11 protein-coding genes and 6 pseudogenes are annotated in these 15,215 nt (G+C 71.9%); 10 read left to right on the top strand and 7 right to left on the bottom strand.

Going from position 1 to position 15,215, the window contains the following annotated elements; genetic code table 11:
* Window positions 1-247: 247 nt before the first annotated feature.
* From metX to ACZ8AI_RS03165, 5 genes and pseudogenes are all read left to right on the top strand, one after another.
* A pseudogene (gene metX, locus ACZ8AI_RS03145) lies at window positions 248-1,448 on the top strand (homoserine O-acetyltransferase MetX).
* 334 nt (window positions 1,449-1,782) lie between these two features.
* Complete coding sequence (locus ACZ8AI_RS03150; RefSeq protein ID WP_464856506.1) at window positions 1,783-2,940, top strand: sensor histidine kinase; 1,158 nt, start codon at window positions 1,783-1,785, stop codon at window positions 2,938-2,940.
* A gap of 449 nt (window positions 2,941-3,389) precedes the next feature.
* Complete coding sequence (locus ACZ8AI_RS03155) at window positions 3,390-4,124, top strand: hypothetical protein (protein ID WP_464856508.1); 735 nt, start codon at window positions 3,390-3,392, stop codon at window positions 4,122-4,124.
* An 11-nt stretch (window positions 4,125-4,135) separates the two neighbouring features.
* Window positions 4,136-4,300, top strand: a complete 165-nt coding sequence (locus tag ACZ8AI_RS03160) for a hypothetical protein (RefSeq protein ID WP_464856510.1) — start codon at window positions 4,136-4,138, stop codon at window positions 4,298-4,300.
* 115 nt (window positions 4,301-4,415) lie between these two features.
* A complete protein-coding gene (locus ACZ8AI_RS03165; RefSeq protein WP_464856512.1) occupies window positions 4,416-5,453 on the top strand; it encodes a response regulator in 1,038 nt (345 codons plus the stop codon).
* Here ACZ8AI_RS03165 and ACZ8AI_RS03170 read toward each other — a convergent pair.
* From ACZ8AI_RS03170 to ACZ8AI_RS03195, 6 genes and pseudogenes are all read right to left on the bottom strand, one after another.
* Complete coding sequence (locus ACZ8AI_RS03170; RefSeq protein WP_464856514.1) at window positions 5,360-5,962, bottom strand: MFS transporter; 603 nt, start codon at window positions 5,960-5,962, stop codon at window positions 5,360-5,362. The two genes, ACZ8AI_RS03165 and ACZ8AI_RS03170, sit on opposite strands and share 94 nt — an antisense overlap.
* Window positions 5,963-6,053: 91 nt before the next feature.
* A pseudogene (locus tag ACZ8AI_RS03175) lies at window positions 6,054-6,392 on the bottom strand (MFS transporter); the annotation flags it as partial.
* A 55-nt stretch (window positions 6,393-6,447) separates the two neighbouring features.
* Window positions 6,448-6,621 carry a hypothetical protein gene (locus ACZ8AI_RS03180; protein WP_464856516.1) on the bottom strand — a complete coding sequence of 58 codons (174 nt, stop codon included), beginning with the start codon at window positions 6,619-6,621 and terminating at the stop codon, window positions 6,448-6,450.
* A gap of 298 nt (window positions 6,622-6,919) precedes the next feature.
* Window positions 6,920-7,078 (bottom strand): hypothetical protein, encoded by a 159-nt coding sequence (locus ACZ8AI_RS03185; RefSeq protein WP_464856518.1) that lies wholly within the window; start codon window positions 7,076-7,078, stop codon window positions 6,920-6,922.
* A gap of 174 nt (window positions 7,079-7,252) precedes the next feature.
* Window positions 7,253-7,558, bottom strand: a pseudogene (locus ACZ8AI_RS03190) (thiamine-binding protein).
* Window positions 7,559-7,853: 295 nt separating this feature from the next.
* Window positions 7,854-8,837, bottom strand: a complete 984-nt coding sequence (locus tag ACZ8AI_RS03195; RefSeq protein WP_464856520.1) for a glycosyltransferase 87 family protein — start codon at window positions 8,835-8,837, stop codon at window positions 7,854-7,856.
* A gap of 135 nt (window positions 8,838-8,972) precedes the next feature.
* Between ACZ8AI_RS03195 and ACZ8AI_RS03200 the strand changes: the two genes are divergently transcribed.
* Window positions 8,973-9,614, top strand: a complete 642-nt coding sequence (locus ACZ8AI_RS03200) for a YceI family protein (RefSeq protein WP_464856522.1) — start codon at window positions 8,973-8,975, stop codon at window positions 9,612-9,614.
* Window positions 9,615-9,982: 368 nt separating this feature from the next.
* Here the strand turns inward: ACZ8AI_RS03200 and ACZ8AI_RS03205 are convergent, their stop codons facing one another.
* Window positions 9,983-10,774 (bottom strand): ADP-dependent NAD(P)H-hydrate dehydratase, encoded by a 792-nt coding sequence (locus ACZ8AI_RS03205; protein ID WP_464856524.1) that lies wholly within the window; start codon window positions 10,772-10,774, stop codon window positions 9,983-9,985.
* Window positions 10,775-10,798: 24 nt separating this feature from the next.
* Here ACZ8AI_RS03205 and ACZ8AI_RS03210 point away from each other — a divergent pair, with 24 nt between their 5' ends.
* The 4 genes and pseudogenes from ACZ8AI_RS03210 to ACZ8AI_RS03225 all read left to right on the top strand — a co-directional run bounded on the left by ACZ8AI_RS03210 (window position 10,799) and on the right by ACZ8AI_RS03225 (window position 15,142).
* The gene (locus ACZ8AI_RS03210) at window positions 10,799-11,476 is read left to right on the top strand and encodes an HAD family hydrolase (protein WP_464856526.1); all 678 of its coding nucleotides are present in this window, start codon (window positions 10,799-10,801) and stop codon (window positions 11,474-11,476) included.
* Window positions 11,439-12,524, top strand: a pseudogene (locus ACZ8AI_RS03215) (NADH:flavin oxidoreductase/NADH oxidase). The gene ACZ8AI_RS03210 and the pseudogene ACZ8AI_RS03215 overlap by 38 nt, the downstream one beginning before the upstream one ends.
* A 209-nt stretch (window positions 12,525-12,733) precedes the next feature.
* A pseudogene (locus ACZ8AI_RS03220) lies at window positions 12,734-14,105 on the top strand (hemolysin family protein).
* Window positions 14,102-15,142: pseudogene (locus ACZ8AI_RS03225) on the top strand (hemolysin family protein). The pseudogenes ACZ8AI_RS03220 and ACZ8AI_RS03225 overlap by 4 nt, the downstream one beginning before the upstream one ends.
* Window positions 15,143-15,215: the final 73 nt, after the last annotated feature.

Genomic DNA, 15,215 nt, shown 5'->3' on the forward strand with positions numbered 1-15,215 from the left:
CTCTGTGCATATTGCGACGTCCCACGAGTCGATCGACTCGTGGGACGTCGCTCGTTGCGCACGCATCCGGTGCGTGCGCATGGTGCGACGATCCACGAGTCGAACAACGCGCACGATGTCGGAACATGCGCACGCACGCAAAGGGCGAGCGCGGCCCGGGACCGGCCACGCGCCCCGGACCCGGCGCCACGCCGGACGTGACGTAACACGGCGGCCGTGGGGCGCGCCTCCCGGCAGACTGGACCCGATGGACTGGCAGACGACCCCCGAGGACTCCGTGCCGTCCACCCTCGTGCCCGGCACCGAACTCGGCACGCTCGGCAAGCCGCCCGTGACCGAGCCTGGCGCCCGGGCGACCACCCGGGTGCACGGCACTTCGCGGCCCTGGGCGAGCAGTGGGTCCGCGGGGGCCGGATCCCGGCCGTGCGGGTCGCCTACGAGACCTGGGGTGAGCTGAACGCGGCACGGGACAACGCCGTCCTCGTGTTCCACGCGCTGACCGGCGACTCGCACGTCGCGGGGCTGCCCGACCCGGGCACCGGACCGCGGGCTGGTGGGGCGACGTCGTCGGCCCTGGCCGCGCGATCGACACCGACCGCTGGTTCGTGATCGCCCCGAACATGCTCGGCGGGTGCCAGGGCACGACGGGGCCCTCGTCGGTGTCGCCGGACGGCCTCGAGTGGGGCTCGCGCTTCCCGTTCGTCACGGTCCGCGACCAGGTCGCCTTGCAGGCACAGCTCGCCGACCGGCTCGGCATCGACACCTTCGCGGCGGTCGTCGGCGGGTCGATGGGCGGCATGCACGCGCTGGAGTTCGCGGTGGCGCACCCCTCCCGGGTCGCCCGACTGGCGGTCCTCGCATCGACGGCGCAGACCACCGCGGACCAGATCGCCGCGAACTCGCTGCAGCGTGCGGCGATCCAGATGGACCCCGCGTTCGCCGGCGGCGACTACTACGAGGCCGACGCTGGCGAGGGACCCCACCGCGGGCTCGCCCTGGCACGGCGGATGGCGCTGATGACGTACCGGGCGTCGGACGAGCTCAACGGTCGCTTCGCCCGGTCGTGGCAGAGCGACGTCTCCCCGCTCGGCGACGACGGCCGGTTCTCGGTGGAGAGCTACCTCGACTTCCACGGCAACAAGTTCACCCGGCGCTTCGACGCGTCGAGCTACGTGACGCTGAGCCACGCGATGGACTCGCACGACGTCGGGGCCGGGCGGGGCGGGGTGGCAGCGGCGCTCGCCCTCGTGACGGCACGGACCCTCGTGGTCGGGGTCTCGAGCGATCGACTGTTCCCCGTCGAGGACCAGCACCGGATCGCGGCGGGCGTGCCGGACACCCTCGACGGCGACCGTGCGGCGGTGATCGAGAGCGAGTTCGGGCACGACGGGTTCCTCATCGAGCACGAGGCCGTGGGCGCGCACCTGCGGCGGTTGCTCGACGCGTAGCGCGAGTGGGGTCCGGCAGGTCGACGGGCCGCGCCGTCCGACGGGCCGCGCCGTCCGGCGTCGGACGATCTGCGACGTCGCGGTACGGCGTGCGTCCGGTTCGTCGTTCACATAACGCTTGCAATAACGATCACAGAACCATCCGACGCGGCACCGCGCGCCGAACACCCCCCAACGGGTGGCGCGCGTGGAATGATGGCGTGGTGCCTCGGCCTGACCGAGGCTCGGTTTTCACTGCACGGCACCGCACCGCACGAACACACGCGGCGAGCACACCGCACGACCCCGGCACCACCCGGCACCACCAGTTTCCCCGTCACCAACCAGGACATCGATGGACTTCATCGCACAGGAACGCGACCGCTTGCTGCGGTCCACCACCCGTGTCGTCGGCATCGTGTGCGCGCTCGTCTCCGTCATCGGGATCATCTCCGCGCTCGCGGTCCCCGTCGTCCTGCTGGTCGGTGCCCTCGCATGCATCGCGATCATGATCGGCGCGCTGCTCGTCTTCGGGTGGAACAACTCGGTCTGGTGGACGGCCCTGATCCTGGCGTCCGGCCTCGGCTCCCTCGCGCTGCTGTTCTTCGGCGTCGACGACACCGTCCGGCCGGTCATCGCGTCGGCGGTCGTCCCGCTCGCCGCCGGCACCCTGTCCGCCCCGCTCATGGCGCAGCGCGGGCACCCGGTCGGCCTCGGACTCGACGATCGCCACGGGCGGGGTCGTCGTCGTCGCGATCACCTGCGAGCGAGCGGCATCCTCGCCGCTCCCGTGACGGGAGCCCTGCTCGGCTGGGTCCTCATCGCCGTCGTCACGATCTGGATCTCGCGGAGCATCCCCCGCGTCGCCCGCCGCATCTACAGCATCGGCACAGCGCACCGCGCCGAACGGCAGGCCAGCGAGACCGAGGCGCAGCGACGCCAGGGCGCCCGACTCCTGCACGACACGGTCCTCGCGACGCTGACGCTCCTCGCACACTCCGGCGTCGGCGTGTCCGAGCAGGCCATGCGGGAGCAGGCCGCCGAGGACGCTCGGCTCCTCCGCCACCTCCGTCTCGGCGCGACGCCCCAGCCGCAGCAGTCCGGCGACTACTCGCTCACCAGGGAGGAAGAGTCGCCCCTCGGCCAGACCCTCGAGTCGGTCAAGCAGCGCTTCGGTCGGATGGGCCTCGAGGTCAGCTGGCACGGCACCGGCCAGGTGCTCCTGCCCTCGCACGTGCTCGACGCGTTCCTCCTCGCGCTCGGCGAGTGCCTCGAGAACGTCCGACGGCACGCCGGCGTCGGCGAGGCGCACGTGACGATCGTGCACGACAACGAGATGGTCCGGGCCATGGTCACGGACTCCGGTGTCGGCTTCGAGCTCGGCGAGATCAGCGCCGAACGCCTCGGGTTCAAGGAGAGCGTCGTGAACCGCCTCCGCGAGGTCGGGGGCGACGCGAAGCTGTTCTCCGCGCCGGGTTCCGGCACCACCGTCGTCCTGGAGGCGCCCCGATGACCCGCACGACCGTCGGCGCGGAGACTCCCCGATGAGCCGCGTCCCCGAGGACACCATCAGTCGTGGACTGCCCGGTGAGCCCGTCCAGCCCGCCCCGCGCACCCGCCGGGAGGCCCGTGAACGGTACCGGGGCAACGAACGTCGGCAGGCCCGCGGTCTGCCCTCCACCTCGACCGGTGCGCGGTCGCTGCGGCAGGCCGCCAAGCCGGGCGCGTCGCTCGGCGCCGGGTACCTGGGACTCGGCGCCGCCGTCCTCACCGGCATCGAGGCGGTCGCCGGCATCGTCTTCTTCCTGATCCGCTGGGAGGACTTCACGAACCCGCTGGCTGCCCGCAGCGGCCTGGGCGCTGTACCTCATCGCGGCCGTCGGGGTCGGCCTCAGCCTGCTCAACTACGGCGAACGCCTGACCGGGCTGGCCTTCGGGCTCATCTGCGTGGTCCTCGGCTGCGTGGTGACACTCGACTTCGTCGGGATCTGGCCCGAGCACGACCTCGTGCACACGGCGTCGGCGTCGGTGGCCGCCGGCTTCGCGCTGCTGCCCGTCGCGACGCTGCGCCCCGCCCGCGAGGTCGCTGCGGCCATCGCCGTCCTCGCCCTGGCGTTCATCGGGATGTCGATCGCCTCGACCCCGATCACGAGCGACACCATGCCGGGGCTGGTCTCGACGCTCTCCCTCGTGGTCGTGCCGCCGTCGATCGCGATCTTCGCCGTGCAGCGGTTCCGCCAGCTCGTGCAGCGCGAGCTCGACCGCGTCCTCGTGCAGAGCAACGTGCAGGCGCCGCAGTTCGCGGTCGGCATGCTCGCCTCGGACGAGCTCGCCCGACTCGACCTCGCCGCCGAGAAGCTGCTCGACGCCGTCGCGAACGGCAGCGATCCGCTCCCGCTCTCCGATGCCTCCGCCTCGGTCGCCGCCTCGCTCGCGACCGAACTCCGTCTGCACCTCATCGAGGGCCGCCGCGAGACCTGGCTGTACCACGCGATCACGGAGTCGGACAACCTCGGCCGGTCGGTCAGCGTCGCCGACCCGCAGTCCCTCGCCGGCCACCTCTCCCCGCCCAGCGCGACGGACTGCTGCAGGCGCTCTGGCAGATGGTCGGCGTCGCCGAGGGCCGCGGGTCCCAGGCCGGCTCGCCTGTCGTCTCCGTCACGCTCGGCCCGGTCGGCTCCGACGGCCACCCGGTGACCGACGAGACCATGGACGTCCCCATCGTGTTCGAGTCGCGCGGCGTCCCGCGTCGTCGACTCGGCCCCACCGCCTGGAGTGCCCTCCAGCGGATCGGTCCGTACACCGACTCCGTGCGGGACGGCGTGCTCCACGTCGTCGCGCACTGCGTCGTCGACCGACATCCGTCGATGTAGTCGTCGCACGGAACCGGCTGGCCCGAAACTGCCGGACACCCTGACCAGCCTGCCCGTGTCACGTGGTCCGTCCGCCTAGGATCTGCCACGACTGCCCCGTAGAAAGGACGCCAGCATGGCGACTCCAGAGGAACCCATCCGACTCGCACTCGTCGACGACCACAGGATGCTCCTCGGCGCGCTGACGGAGTGGATCCGGAACGCCGCCGACGACATTACCCTCGTCGCGGCCGTCACGACGTGGCCGGAGCTCCTCACGAGCCCCGCGTTCCCGGTGGACGTGGTGCTGCTCGACCTCGACCTCAAGGACTCGATCCCGGTCTCGCTGAAGATCTCGACGCTCAAGACCGCCGGCGTCAAGACCGTCGTGATGAGCACCTACTCGGAGCCGAACGTCGTCCGCGAGGCCCTCGCCTCCGGCGCCCTCGGCTACCTCGTCAAGAGCGAGGACGCCGAGATGATCGTCGAGGCGATCCGGTCGGCGCAGCGCGGTGAGCAGTACATGTCGGCGGAGCTCGACCTTGCGATCAACAGCGGCGACGTCGGCGGCGTGCCGAAGCTCAGCGCCCAGGAGCGTCGTGTGATGGCCCTGTACGGAGGCGGCGAGCCCGTGAAGAGCGTGGCGTACCAGCTCGGTATCTCCGAGGAGACCGCGAAGAGCTACCTCAAGCGCATCCGCGAGAAGTACCCGCGTGGCCGGCTTCGACGTCGGCACGAAGGTGGCGCTCCGGAAGCGGGCGATCACCGACGGCATCATCGTGCAGGGACGGCAGCCCGGTCGGGCTGTAGGCGCGCGTGCTCGCTGGAGAGGCCGGGTCCCGTCACGGACCCGGCCTCTCCTGCTCGCCACGTGCGGTGGCCCGCACCGTGCGACGGCCTGGAGGCGCGGGGCGGGCTGGCACCGCGCCTCCCGTCCGACGGTCGCACGGTGCCGATCCCGCCACGGCGACAGTTCGCGCCCACTGGTCGCGTCCCCACGCGAGAGACAGTCCGCCGCGGAGTTTCCGCGGCGAACTGTCGCTTTCGGGAGCGGTGGACGGTGCGGCGTGCCCGTCCCCGTCAGACGATCGGAACCGGCGACGTGATCGGCCCCGTGCTCGGCGACGACGAGCGGAGCGCCGCACGACGGTTGCTCCGCCGCTCGGCCCCGTAGCTGATCATCGTCATGAGCACACCGAGCAGCGCGAGCACGATGCCGAGCCACCCCGGCGCCAGGAAGCCGAACCCGGCGGCGATGACCGCGCCGCCCAGGGCCGCACCGAGCGAGTTGCCGATGTTGAACGCCGAGTGGTTGAGCGCCGCGGCAATGGTGCGGGCATCACCGGCGACGTCCATCAGGCGGGACTGCACCGCGGGCGGGATCGCGGACGAGGTCGCCCCGAGCAGGAACGCGCCGAGGAACATCCCCCACGCCCACTGCGCGGTGAGCACGGTGACGAGCAAGGCCGCGATGAGGGCGAGCATGCCGACGTAGATCGTGCGCTTGACGCTGTGGTCCGCCAGCAGGCCGCCCAGGATGCCGCCGACGACCATGCCGATGCCGACGACCACGAGCACGAGGGGCACGAAGGACTCCGGCAGCCCGGTGACGTTCTGCACGAGCGGCGAGATGTACGAGTACACCGCGAAGAACCCCCCGAAGCCGACGGCCCCGAGGCCCATGACCATCCAGACCTGCGGCACGCGGAAGGCCCGAGCTCGCGGCCGATCGTGGCGTGCTCGTCACGGCGCTGCGCGGCACGAACGCCAGCACCGCCAGGAACGTCAGCGCGAAGAGCACGGCGACGACCCCGTAGGCGATCCGCCAGCTCGCGACCTGCCCGACCCAGGTGATCGCGGGCACGCCGATGACGTTCGCGACCGACAGGCCGAGCAGCACCATCGCGATGCCCTTGCCGCGCTTGCCCGGACCCATGATGTCGCCGGCGACGATCGAGGCGATGCCGAAGTACGCGCCGTGCGGCAGCCCGGCGACGAACCGTGCGACGAGCATGAGGCCGAACGAGGGCAGGATCGCGCCCGCGACCGTCGCGACGACGAACCCGACGAGCAGCACGAGGATGAGGCCCTTACGCGGGAACTTCGCCGACATCGCCGCGATCGTCGGCGCTCCGACGACCACGCCGAGCGCGTAGGCGCTCGACGAGCTAGCCGGCGTGCGCGATCCCGGCGTCCGGGTCGACGCCGTACTGGTGGGGCAGGAGCGCTGCGGCGATGTTCGGCAGCAGGCCCATCGCGACGAACTCGGTGGACCCGATGGCGAAGCCACCGAGGGCGAGGGCGATGAGCGCGAGCGCGGCGCGCAGGCGGAGCTGGGACATGGTGCCTGTTCTCGGACGGGAGGAGCGGGACGGGTTCCGGACGTCGGGACGTCGGCTCGCGACGGCGAGTCGGCTGGGACTGTCGGTGCCGGTGCGGCACCCGGCCTCTGATCCGAGGCGTCGGCACGCGGGAACACTGGATCGCGAGCGCCGGTCTCGAGTCCGACACCGGACGGAGGACGGTCCGGGTTCAGCGGCGAACGGGGACGACCGGCCGCCTCAGGCGACCGGTCTCAGCAGTGGTATGACCGCTCCAACACCCGAACGGAAGTCGGGTGACGAATCGATTCGACCGCGGTCAGGCGGCGTCGCTCCGGCTGTGCGGCAGGGGCGCCGACCAGCTCGCGGAGCTCGTCGCGGTGGACCCACCCGAGCCGCACTCGGTGCAGCTCGCCCAGGCGTGGTCGCCCTGCTCGTCGGTGTCGATGACGACCGTTCGAAGGTCGCAGTCGGGCACCAGCCGTCGTGCATCATCACGCGCTCCTCGTCGTCTCGGGGCCGCCCGGTGCGGCTCAATGTGGACCATGAGACACCCGACCACCGACATCCACGGGAGGTCTCGGCGTGTCGCCCGGGCACGGAGCAGGCGCGCAGTCAGCGCCGACCGGAGGCACGCACCGGCCCGCCGAGGTCAGGCGTCGAGCGCCGCCTCGAGCCGTTCGAGCTTGCCGTCGATCTCCCCGGACGTGACCGGGTCGGATGTCGGCCTTGAGCACGAGCGACACCCGCGTGCCGTACGCGCCGACGGCCTCGGTGGCGCTTGACGACGTCCATGACCTCGTCCCACTCCCCCTCGACCTCGGTGAACATCGAGGAGGTGCGGTTCGGCAGCCCGCTCGCGGACGATCCGTACGGCCGCCGCGACGGCGTCGTGCACGGTCCCGTCCGACGTTGCGGAGGGACCACCGGACGGGGCGACGGAGAACGCGACGATCATGGGTCCATCCTGCCCCGCGCGGGGACGGAGCGTGCAGGTGACCCGACGCCCGGTCCGGCGCGCAGCCCGAGCCGCACCAGCGCCACGACGCTCCAGACGAGCACCGCGACCTCGAGGGCGTTCCCGGAGCGTCAGCACCACGAGGACCCAGGGCTGCACGGTGAGCACCTGGTCGTAGAACCCGGGGTAGACGATCTGGGTGAGCAGCGCCATCGGCAGCGCACTACCGCGATCGGCAGGAAGCGCCGAGCGCTCGGCCGACCGGCGACCAGCCCCAGACGATCGGCACGGCGAACTACCCGATGTACTGCGGCGACCCCACCTTGTTCGTGGCGACGAGCGCGGCGACGAACAGCAGCGCGAGAGCGGCGCCGCCTCGGTGCGGTGCGCACCGCGTCGGACCGCCCAGAGCGCCAGGAACACGCCGGCCACGACGACCGCGGCCATCAGCGGCGTCGACACCGCGGCGGCCGCGTGGGTGCCGGCGCCGGAGACCTCGAAGGTCAGGATCTGCTGGTCGTAGTAGACCGCGGCGCCCGGCACCCCGAACGCGGCCGCCCACATGAACGGCGTCGCCAGCGGCGCCTCGATCTGCAGGCGCGGCCGGTCTGCTGGCCGACGAACGAGAACAGGTGCGCCGCTCCCCGTAGAGCACGTCGACGAGGACGATCAGCGCCGTGAGGACGAGCGCCCCGGCGAGGACCCCGCGGCGGTGCCCCCGACGGAGCAGCAGGAGCACGCCGACGAGCGCGGCGGGCCACACCTTCGTCCACGCGCCCGCGGTGAACAGCACGGAGGCCACGGCCGGCCGGCTGGCGACGAAGGCCACCCCGACCAGGGCGAGCACGGTCGCGACGGTGTCGATCCGGCCGAGGCCGATCGGCCCCAGCGCCAGGAGGAACGCCAACCACCACCACACGACCCGCACGCCGAGTCCGCGGAAGCGCCAGAGGAACCCGCACGCGACGGCGTCGAGCAGGATCATGAGCAGCAGCCACCCGGTGCCGATCGACCCGACGCCGCCCAGGGCAGCGGCGGCCATCGGCACGATCGCCAGGATCGGGTACACCCAGTCGGCGTCGATCCCGACCCAGAACCGGTCGGTGTGCCCGGTCTCGATCCACCGCTTGTACGTGATCGTGACGTCGCCGAGCGGCAGGTTCGCCGAGATCGTCGTCAGATACCAGAGGAGCGCGGGCACGGCCAGGAACGCGACCACGAACGCGGCCACCTCGAGCCATCGCGACCGCCACACCGTCGCCCCTGCCGTCCTCTGCACCGGACGAGCGTAGCGGCCGAGGAATCCCAGGGCTCCCCAGAGCATGACGTGTCACCGTCGTCCTCGTGACCTCCGACACCCCCGCGCCCCCGCCGCAAGGCCGTCATCTGGATCTCCGTCATCGTCGCCGTCGTCGTGCTCGGCGTCGTCGCTGCGGTGGTCGGCACGAACCTCTACACGAGCAGCGAGAACGCGAAGGCCTCGGCCGCGCCGTCCGTCGCCGCCAGCCGTGCCCCCTCGACGATCGACGACGCCGACCTGTCCGGCACGTGGACGGTCGGCGGCGACTCCGAGGCGGGGTACCGCGTCCACGAGGTCCTCAACGGCTCGGACGTGACCGTCACCGGACGCACCGACAGCGTGACCGGCAGCGCCACCGTCGACGGGTCGGCCATCACCAAGGCCGAGATCACGGTGCAGGTCGCCGACATCGCCACCGACTCGAACCAGCGCGACTCCTACTTCCGCGACTCCGCGATGGACGCCGCTGCCTTCCCGACGGCGACGTTCGCCCTCACCGCGCCCATCGAGGACGCGGTCCCGAGCGGCTCGGGCACGACGAAGGTCGAGGCCACGGGCAACCTCACCCTGCACGGCGTGACGAAGCCGGTGACCGCCACGCTCGAGGTCGGCCTGAGCGGCGACGGCGTCGACATCTCCGGCTCGATCCCGATCACGTTCTCGGACTACGGCGTGCAGGCCCCGAACCTGGGCTTCGTGAAGGTCGACGACTCCGGCGCCGTCGAGTTCGTCGTGCACGCGACGCCCGCCTCGTAGCCCGGCCAGGGCGGCCCCGTCCGCGACGCGCCCACCTGCGGGCCGGGAGGCGCGGTGCGGCCCCGCCCCGCGCCTCCCGGCCGCCCGTGCTCGCGTCGCGCGCCGCGGGCTGGTGTCGCACGGTGTACACGCACGAAGCGACATCCCACCCGTCGTTCGACGGGTGGATGTCGAATCATGCACGCGCACCTTCTGCGTGTGCATGATTCGACGATGCACGCGTCGTTTGACGGGTGGGATGTCGGAAGATGTGCACGCACCGATCGCGGGCCGCCCGCCGCCGCCGCCCGCCGCGCCGCCTACCCGCGCGCGTCGCCCTCGACCACCAGGTCCTGCACCACACCCGGCAGCTCGGCGATCAGCGCGCGTCATCGTGAACGGTCCGCCGCCGGACGCCCGCCGCGCCGCGATCCCGTGCACCACCGCAGCCGACGCGGCCAGGTGCGCGAGGTCGGACGGCGACAGCGACGCACCGGACGCCTCGGCCGCCCCCTGCCGTGCCGCGACGAGCGCTCCGAGCACCCCGCCGAGGACGTCCCCGGCGCCGGCGGCCGCGAGCCACGGCGTCGCCGACGACGCCACGAGCCGCACGGCCCGTCCGGGGTCGCCACATGCGTCGCCGAGCCCTTGAGGAGCACGACGCTGCCCGTCTGCGCCGCCGCCCGGAGCGCCGCCGCTGCCGGGTCCTGCTCGATCGACTCCCGCGGGACGTCGAGCACGCCGGCGAGCTCCCCGGCGTGCGGCGTCAGCACCGCGAGCGGCCCGAGCTCCACGAGCGGGATCGCCCCGGCGTCCACCACGACCGGCACCCCGTCGTCGGAGGCGTGGGCGAACCCGTCCGCCGTCGTGTCGTCCAGGTCGTCCAGCGACCCCGCCGAGATCCCCGACCCGACGAGCCACGCCTGCACCCGTCCCACGCCGGAGACGACCTCGGGACGCCGCGCGAGCACGTGGTCGGACGCCCGCGACGGCCCGACGTACCGGACCATGCCGACACCGGTGTGCACGGCCGCGTCGACGCCCATCACCGCGGCACCGGGGTACTGGTCGGAGCCGGTCGCGACGCCGAGCACCCCTCGGCGGTACTTCGTGGACTCCCCGTGCGGAGCGGTGGTCCAGGCGGCGGCGTCGGTCGGGGCGAAGGGGACGAAGTCGTTCACGACCGCCACGTTACGGTGGAGCGCATGAGCCTGTTCCTGCCCGGTCGCGTGGTGGTCTTCGACTACGGCGAGGTGATCAGCCGGACGCCGCACGCCTCCCGCGACGCCCTGGTCGAGGCCACGGGGATCCCGGCCGACGAGTTGTTCCCCGTCTACCAGGAGCTCCGCCACGACCTCGACCGCGGCGACCTGTCCATCGTGGCGTACTGGCGCGCGATCGCGGAGCGGACGAACCGGACCTGGAGCGTCGCGGACATCCACCGCTTCTGGGCGATCGACTTCACCGGCTGGTTCGAGGTCGAGCCCGAGACCCTCGCGATCGTCGAGGAGCTGCACGATGCCCGCACTCGCCTCGCGCTGCTGTCGAACGCCGGCTTCGACTTCGGCGACCCGTACCGCCGCTCGCCGATGGGGTCCCTGTTCGAGACCGTCGTGGTCAGCGCCGAGGAGCACGTCCTGAAGCCCGCCCCGTCCATCTACCGCGACACCTGTGCGCGTCTGGGAATCGACGCTGGTCAGATGGTGTTCGTGGACAACAGGGCCGAGAACGCCGCCGGCGCGGAAGCGATCGGGGCGGTCGGCCACCACTACACATCGGCCGCCGGGCTCCGCATCGCCTTGCAGGGACTCGCGGACGCCGGGACGACCGTCGAGAGGAGCCCGCGTGACGCACGCCCTGTTCGAACCGATCACCATCCGTGACCTGACCGTCCGCAACCGCATCTGGGTCTCCCCGATGTGCCAGTACTCGGTCGAGACGCAGGACGGCGTCCTGACGCCGTGGCACCTCGTGCACCTCGGCGGGTTCGCCAAGGGCGGTGCCGGTGCGGTCGTGGTCGAGGCCACGGGTGTCGTGCCCGAGGGCCGGATCACCCCGCAGGACGTCGGGCTGTGGAACGACGAGCAGCGTGACGCCTTCAAGCCGATCGTCGACTTCATCCACGAGCAGGGTGCCGCCGCCGGCATCCAGCTCGCCCACGCTGGCCGCAAGGCGTCGACCTTCCGCCCGTGGGAAGAGGCGCGCGGTTCCGTCCCCGCCGACCAGGGCGGCTGGGGCACCGTCGCCCCCTCGGCGGTGGCCTTCGACGGCTACGCCGAGCCGCGCGAGCTCGCGACCGAGGACATCCGCGTCGTCGCGCTGGCCTTCGCCGCCGCAGCACGTCGATCCGGTCGAGGCCGGGTTCGACCTCGTCGAGATCCACGCGGCGCACGGCTACCTGCTGCACCAGTTCCTCTCCCTGCTGAGCAACCACCGCACCGACTCGTACGGCGGCTCGCTCGAGAACCGCGCCCGCGCGCTGCTCGAGGTCGTCGACGCCGTCCGTGCCGAGGTCGGCGAGGGGTACCCGGTCGTCGTCCGGTTCTCGGCGACCGACTGGGTCGACGGTGGCCTCACCCTCGAGGAGACCACGCAGGTCGCACGCTGGGCCGCCGAGCACGGCGCCGACCTGGCCGACGTCTCGACCGGTGGCAACGTCGCGAGCGCACCCGATCCCGGTCGGTCCCGGCTACCAGGTGCCGTTCGCCGAGGCGATCAAGCGCGACGCGGGCATCGGCACGATCGCCGTGGGCATGATCTCCGGGGCGTTCCAGGCCGAGCAGGTCGTCGCCACCGGACAGGCGGACGTCGTGGATGATCGGTCGCGAGTTCCTCCGCGACCCCGCGTTCCCGCTCCGAGCCGCCGTCGAGCTCGGCGTGGCGATCGACTACGAGCCGCAGCAGTACCACCGCGCCCGCGTCACGGCGTAGGCCGGTCTGTCGGGCGCGGGTCGCGCCTCCAGGCGGTCACCGGCCGGTCTGGAGGCGCGACTCGCGTTCTGTACGGATTCTCGGCTTGGCCGCGCACCACGCAGTACGATTGGCACCACTGTGGACGATCCCCCGAATAGTTCTTCGCCTCACTCATCCGCCGCTCACTCGGTGAGCTGCACTCCCTCGCGCCCTGCGGGAGGTGAATCATGAGTCCGATCGACGTCGTCATGCTCATCGGCGGCATCCTGCTGACACTCGGCACCGGCGTCTTCGTCGCGTCCGAGTTCGCGCTCGTCAACCTCGACCGCGCCGACGTCGAGGCCCGACGAGACCGCGGTGAGACCGGTCTCGCGCCCGTCATCGGCGCGCTGAAGGTCACCTCGACGCACCTGTCCAGCGCCCAGCTCGGCATCACGCTGACGACGCTGCTGACCGGCTACCTGCTCGAGCCGTCCATCGCGACGCTGCTCGAGGCGCCGTTCCTGGCGATGCGGCTGCCGGAGGCGGTCGTCGAGACCGTCGGGTCCATCGTGGCGCTCGTCATCGCCACGCTGCTGTCGATGATCCTCGGCGAGCTCGTGCCGAAGAACTTCGCCCTCGCGCTCCCCTGCAGACCGCGAAGCTCGTCGTGCCGCTGCAGGTCGCCTTCACGACCGTGTTCAAGCCGGCCGTCGCCCTGCTGAACGGCACCGCGAACGCCGTGCTCCGGTCGATGGGCATCGAGCCGCAGGAAGAGCTGTCCGGTGCCCGGAGCGCCGAGGAACTCACCTCGCTGCTCCGCCGTTCGGCGTCCGAGGGCTCCCTCGAGCAGGACACCGCGACGCTCCTCGAACGGACGATCTCGTTCTCCGAGCTGAGCGCCAGCGACGTGATGACCCGCGTCCGCGCCTCTCCACCATCCGCGTGTCGGCGTCGGCCGCCGAGGTGCTCGACCTCGCTCGACGCACCGGATTCAGCCGCTTCCCCGTCATCGAGGAGGACGCCGACGACGTGGTCGGGATCGTGCACGTCAAGCAGGCCGTCGCCGTGCCGCGCGAGAAGCGTCCGGAGGTGCCGGTCGGCGCCCTGATGACCGACGCCGAGCGGGTGCCCGAGACCATGCCGGGCGACACCCTCCTCGCCGAGGTCCGCAGCCGCGGCTACCAGATGGTCATCGTCGTCGACGAGTACGGCGGGATCGCCGGGGTCGTCACGCTCGAGGACCTCGTCGAGGAACTCGTCGGCGAGGTCTCCGACGAGCACGATCGTGCCCGGATCGACGTGGTGCGCTCGCGCAACTGGCTGACGTTCCCGGGGCTCCTCCGCCCGGACGAGCTCGAGGACCGCGCCGGCGTGACCGTGCCCGAGGACGGCCCGTACGAGACCGTCGGCGGCTTCATCATGTCGACGCTCGGCCGCCTGCCGGTCGTCGGCGACGAGGTCGCCCTCGACGACGGTGTGTTCCGCGTCGAGCGGCTCGACGGGCGTCGGGTCGACCGGATCCGCTGGACACCGACGCCGACGGAACCGACCCCGGAGTCCGCGCCCGCCACGGGCATCATCATCCCGGCCACGAAGACGAAGGGGGCAACTCGATGAGCTCCGACTGGTGGGGGGATCTTCTGGCTGTTCGTGCTGCTGGCGGGGAACGCGTTCTTCGTCGCCGCCGAGTTCGCCGTCATCTCCGCGCGCCGTTCCAGATCGAACCCCGAGCAGGCAGCGGCTCCCGCGCCGCGCAGATGACCCTGTGGGCGATGGAGCACGCCACCCGCATGCTCGCGACCACGCAGCTCGGCATCACCGTGTGCTCGCTGCTCATCCTCAACGTGTCCGAGCCGGCGATCCACCACCTGCTCGAGGTCCCGTTGCACCTGACCGGGTGGAGCGTCGAGGTCATCGGCGTCGTCGCGTTCGTGTTCACGCTGCTGCTCGTGTCGTTCCTGCACGTGGTGTTCGGCGAGATGGTGCCGAAGAACATCTCGTTCTCGATGCCCGACCGTGCGGCCCTGCTCCTCGTGCCGACGCTCTGGTACATCGGCCACGGGCTGCACTGGGTCGTGGTCGGCCTGAACGAGGTCGCCAACGCGGTGCTCCGGCTGTTCCGGGTCGAACCCAAGGACGAAGCGGTCAGCGCCTTCACGGTCGAGGAAGTGCAGACGATCGTCGAGCAGTCGCGCCGCGAGGGCACCCTGACGGACGCCGGCGGCACGCTCCGGATGGCGTTCGAGTTCACCGAGAAGAAGGTCAAGGACGTCGCCGTCTCGATGGCCGAGCTCGTCACGCTGCCCGACGACGCCACCCCCGGCGACGTCGAGCGCGCCGTGGCCCAGCGCGGGTTCTCGCGGTACGTGCTCGTCGGCGCCGATGGCGACCCCACGGGCTACGTGCACGTGAAGGACGTCATCGACCTGCGCCCGGACGAGTACGACGAGCCGGTCCCGCCGAAGCGCATCCGGCAGCTCATCTCCCTCTACACGGAGATGGACCTGGAGGACGCGCTGGCGACGATGCGTGCCGCGGGTCGCCACGTGGCGCGGGCGTTCGACGCCGACGGACGGACGGTCGGGGTGCTGTTCCTGGAGGACATCCTCGAGGAGCTCGTCGGCGAGGTCGAGGACGCCACCCGGCGTCGGTAGACGCACCGCCCGGCGGACGGGAGGCACGTGGCGGCCGCGCCACGGGCCTCCCGTCCGCCGTGTGGTCGCGTCC

Source organism: Curtobacterium sp. AC273 (assembly GCF_979253735.1).

Coding starts and splice junctions, on each gene's coding strand:
- ACZ8AI_RS03210 (WP_464856526.1), top strand. CDS start 10,799: ATGAGCCTGTTCCTGCCCGGTCGCGTGGTGGTCTTCGACTACGGCGAG.
- ACZ8AI_RS03180 (WP_464856516.1), bottom strand. CDS start 6,621: ATGTCCCAGCTCCGCCTGCGCGCCGCGCTCGCGCTCATCGCCCTCGCC.
- ACZ8AI_RS03170 (WP_464856514.1), bottom strand. CDS start 5,962: ATGGGCCTCGGGGCCGTCGGCTTCGGGGGGTTCTTCGCGGTGTACTCG.
- ACZ8AI_RS03165 (WP_464856512.1), top strand. CDS start 4,416: ATGGCGACTCCAGAGGAACCCATCCGACTCGCACTCGTCGACGACCAC.
- ACZ8AI_RS03150 (WP_464856506.1), top strand. CDS start 1,783: ATGGACTTCATCGCACAGGAACGCGACCGCTTGCTGCGGTCCACCACC.
- ACZ8AI_RS03160 (WP_464856510.1), top strand. CDS start 4,136: ATGGACGTCCCCATCGTGTTCGAGTCGCGCGGCGTCCCGCGTCGTCGA.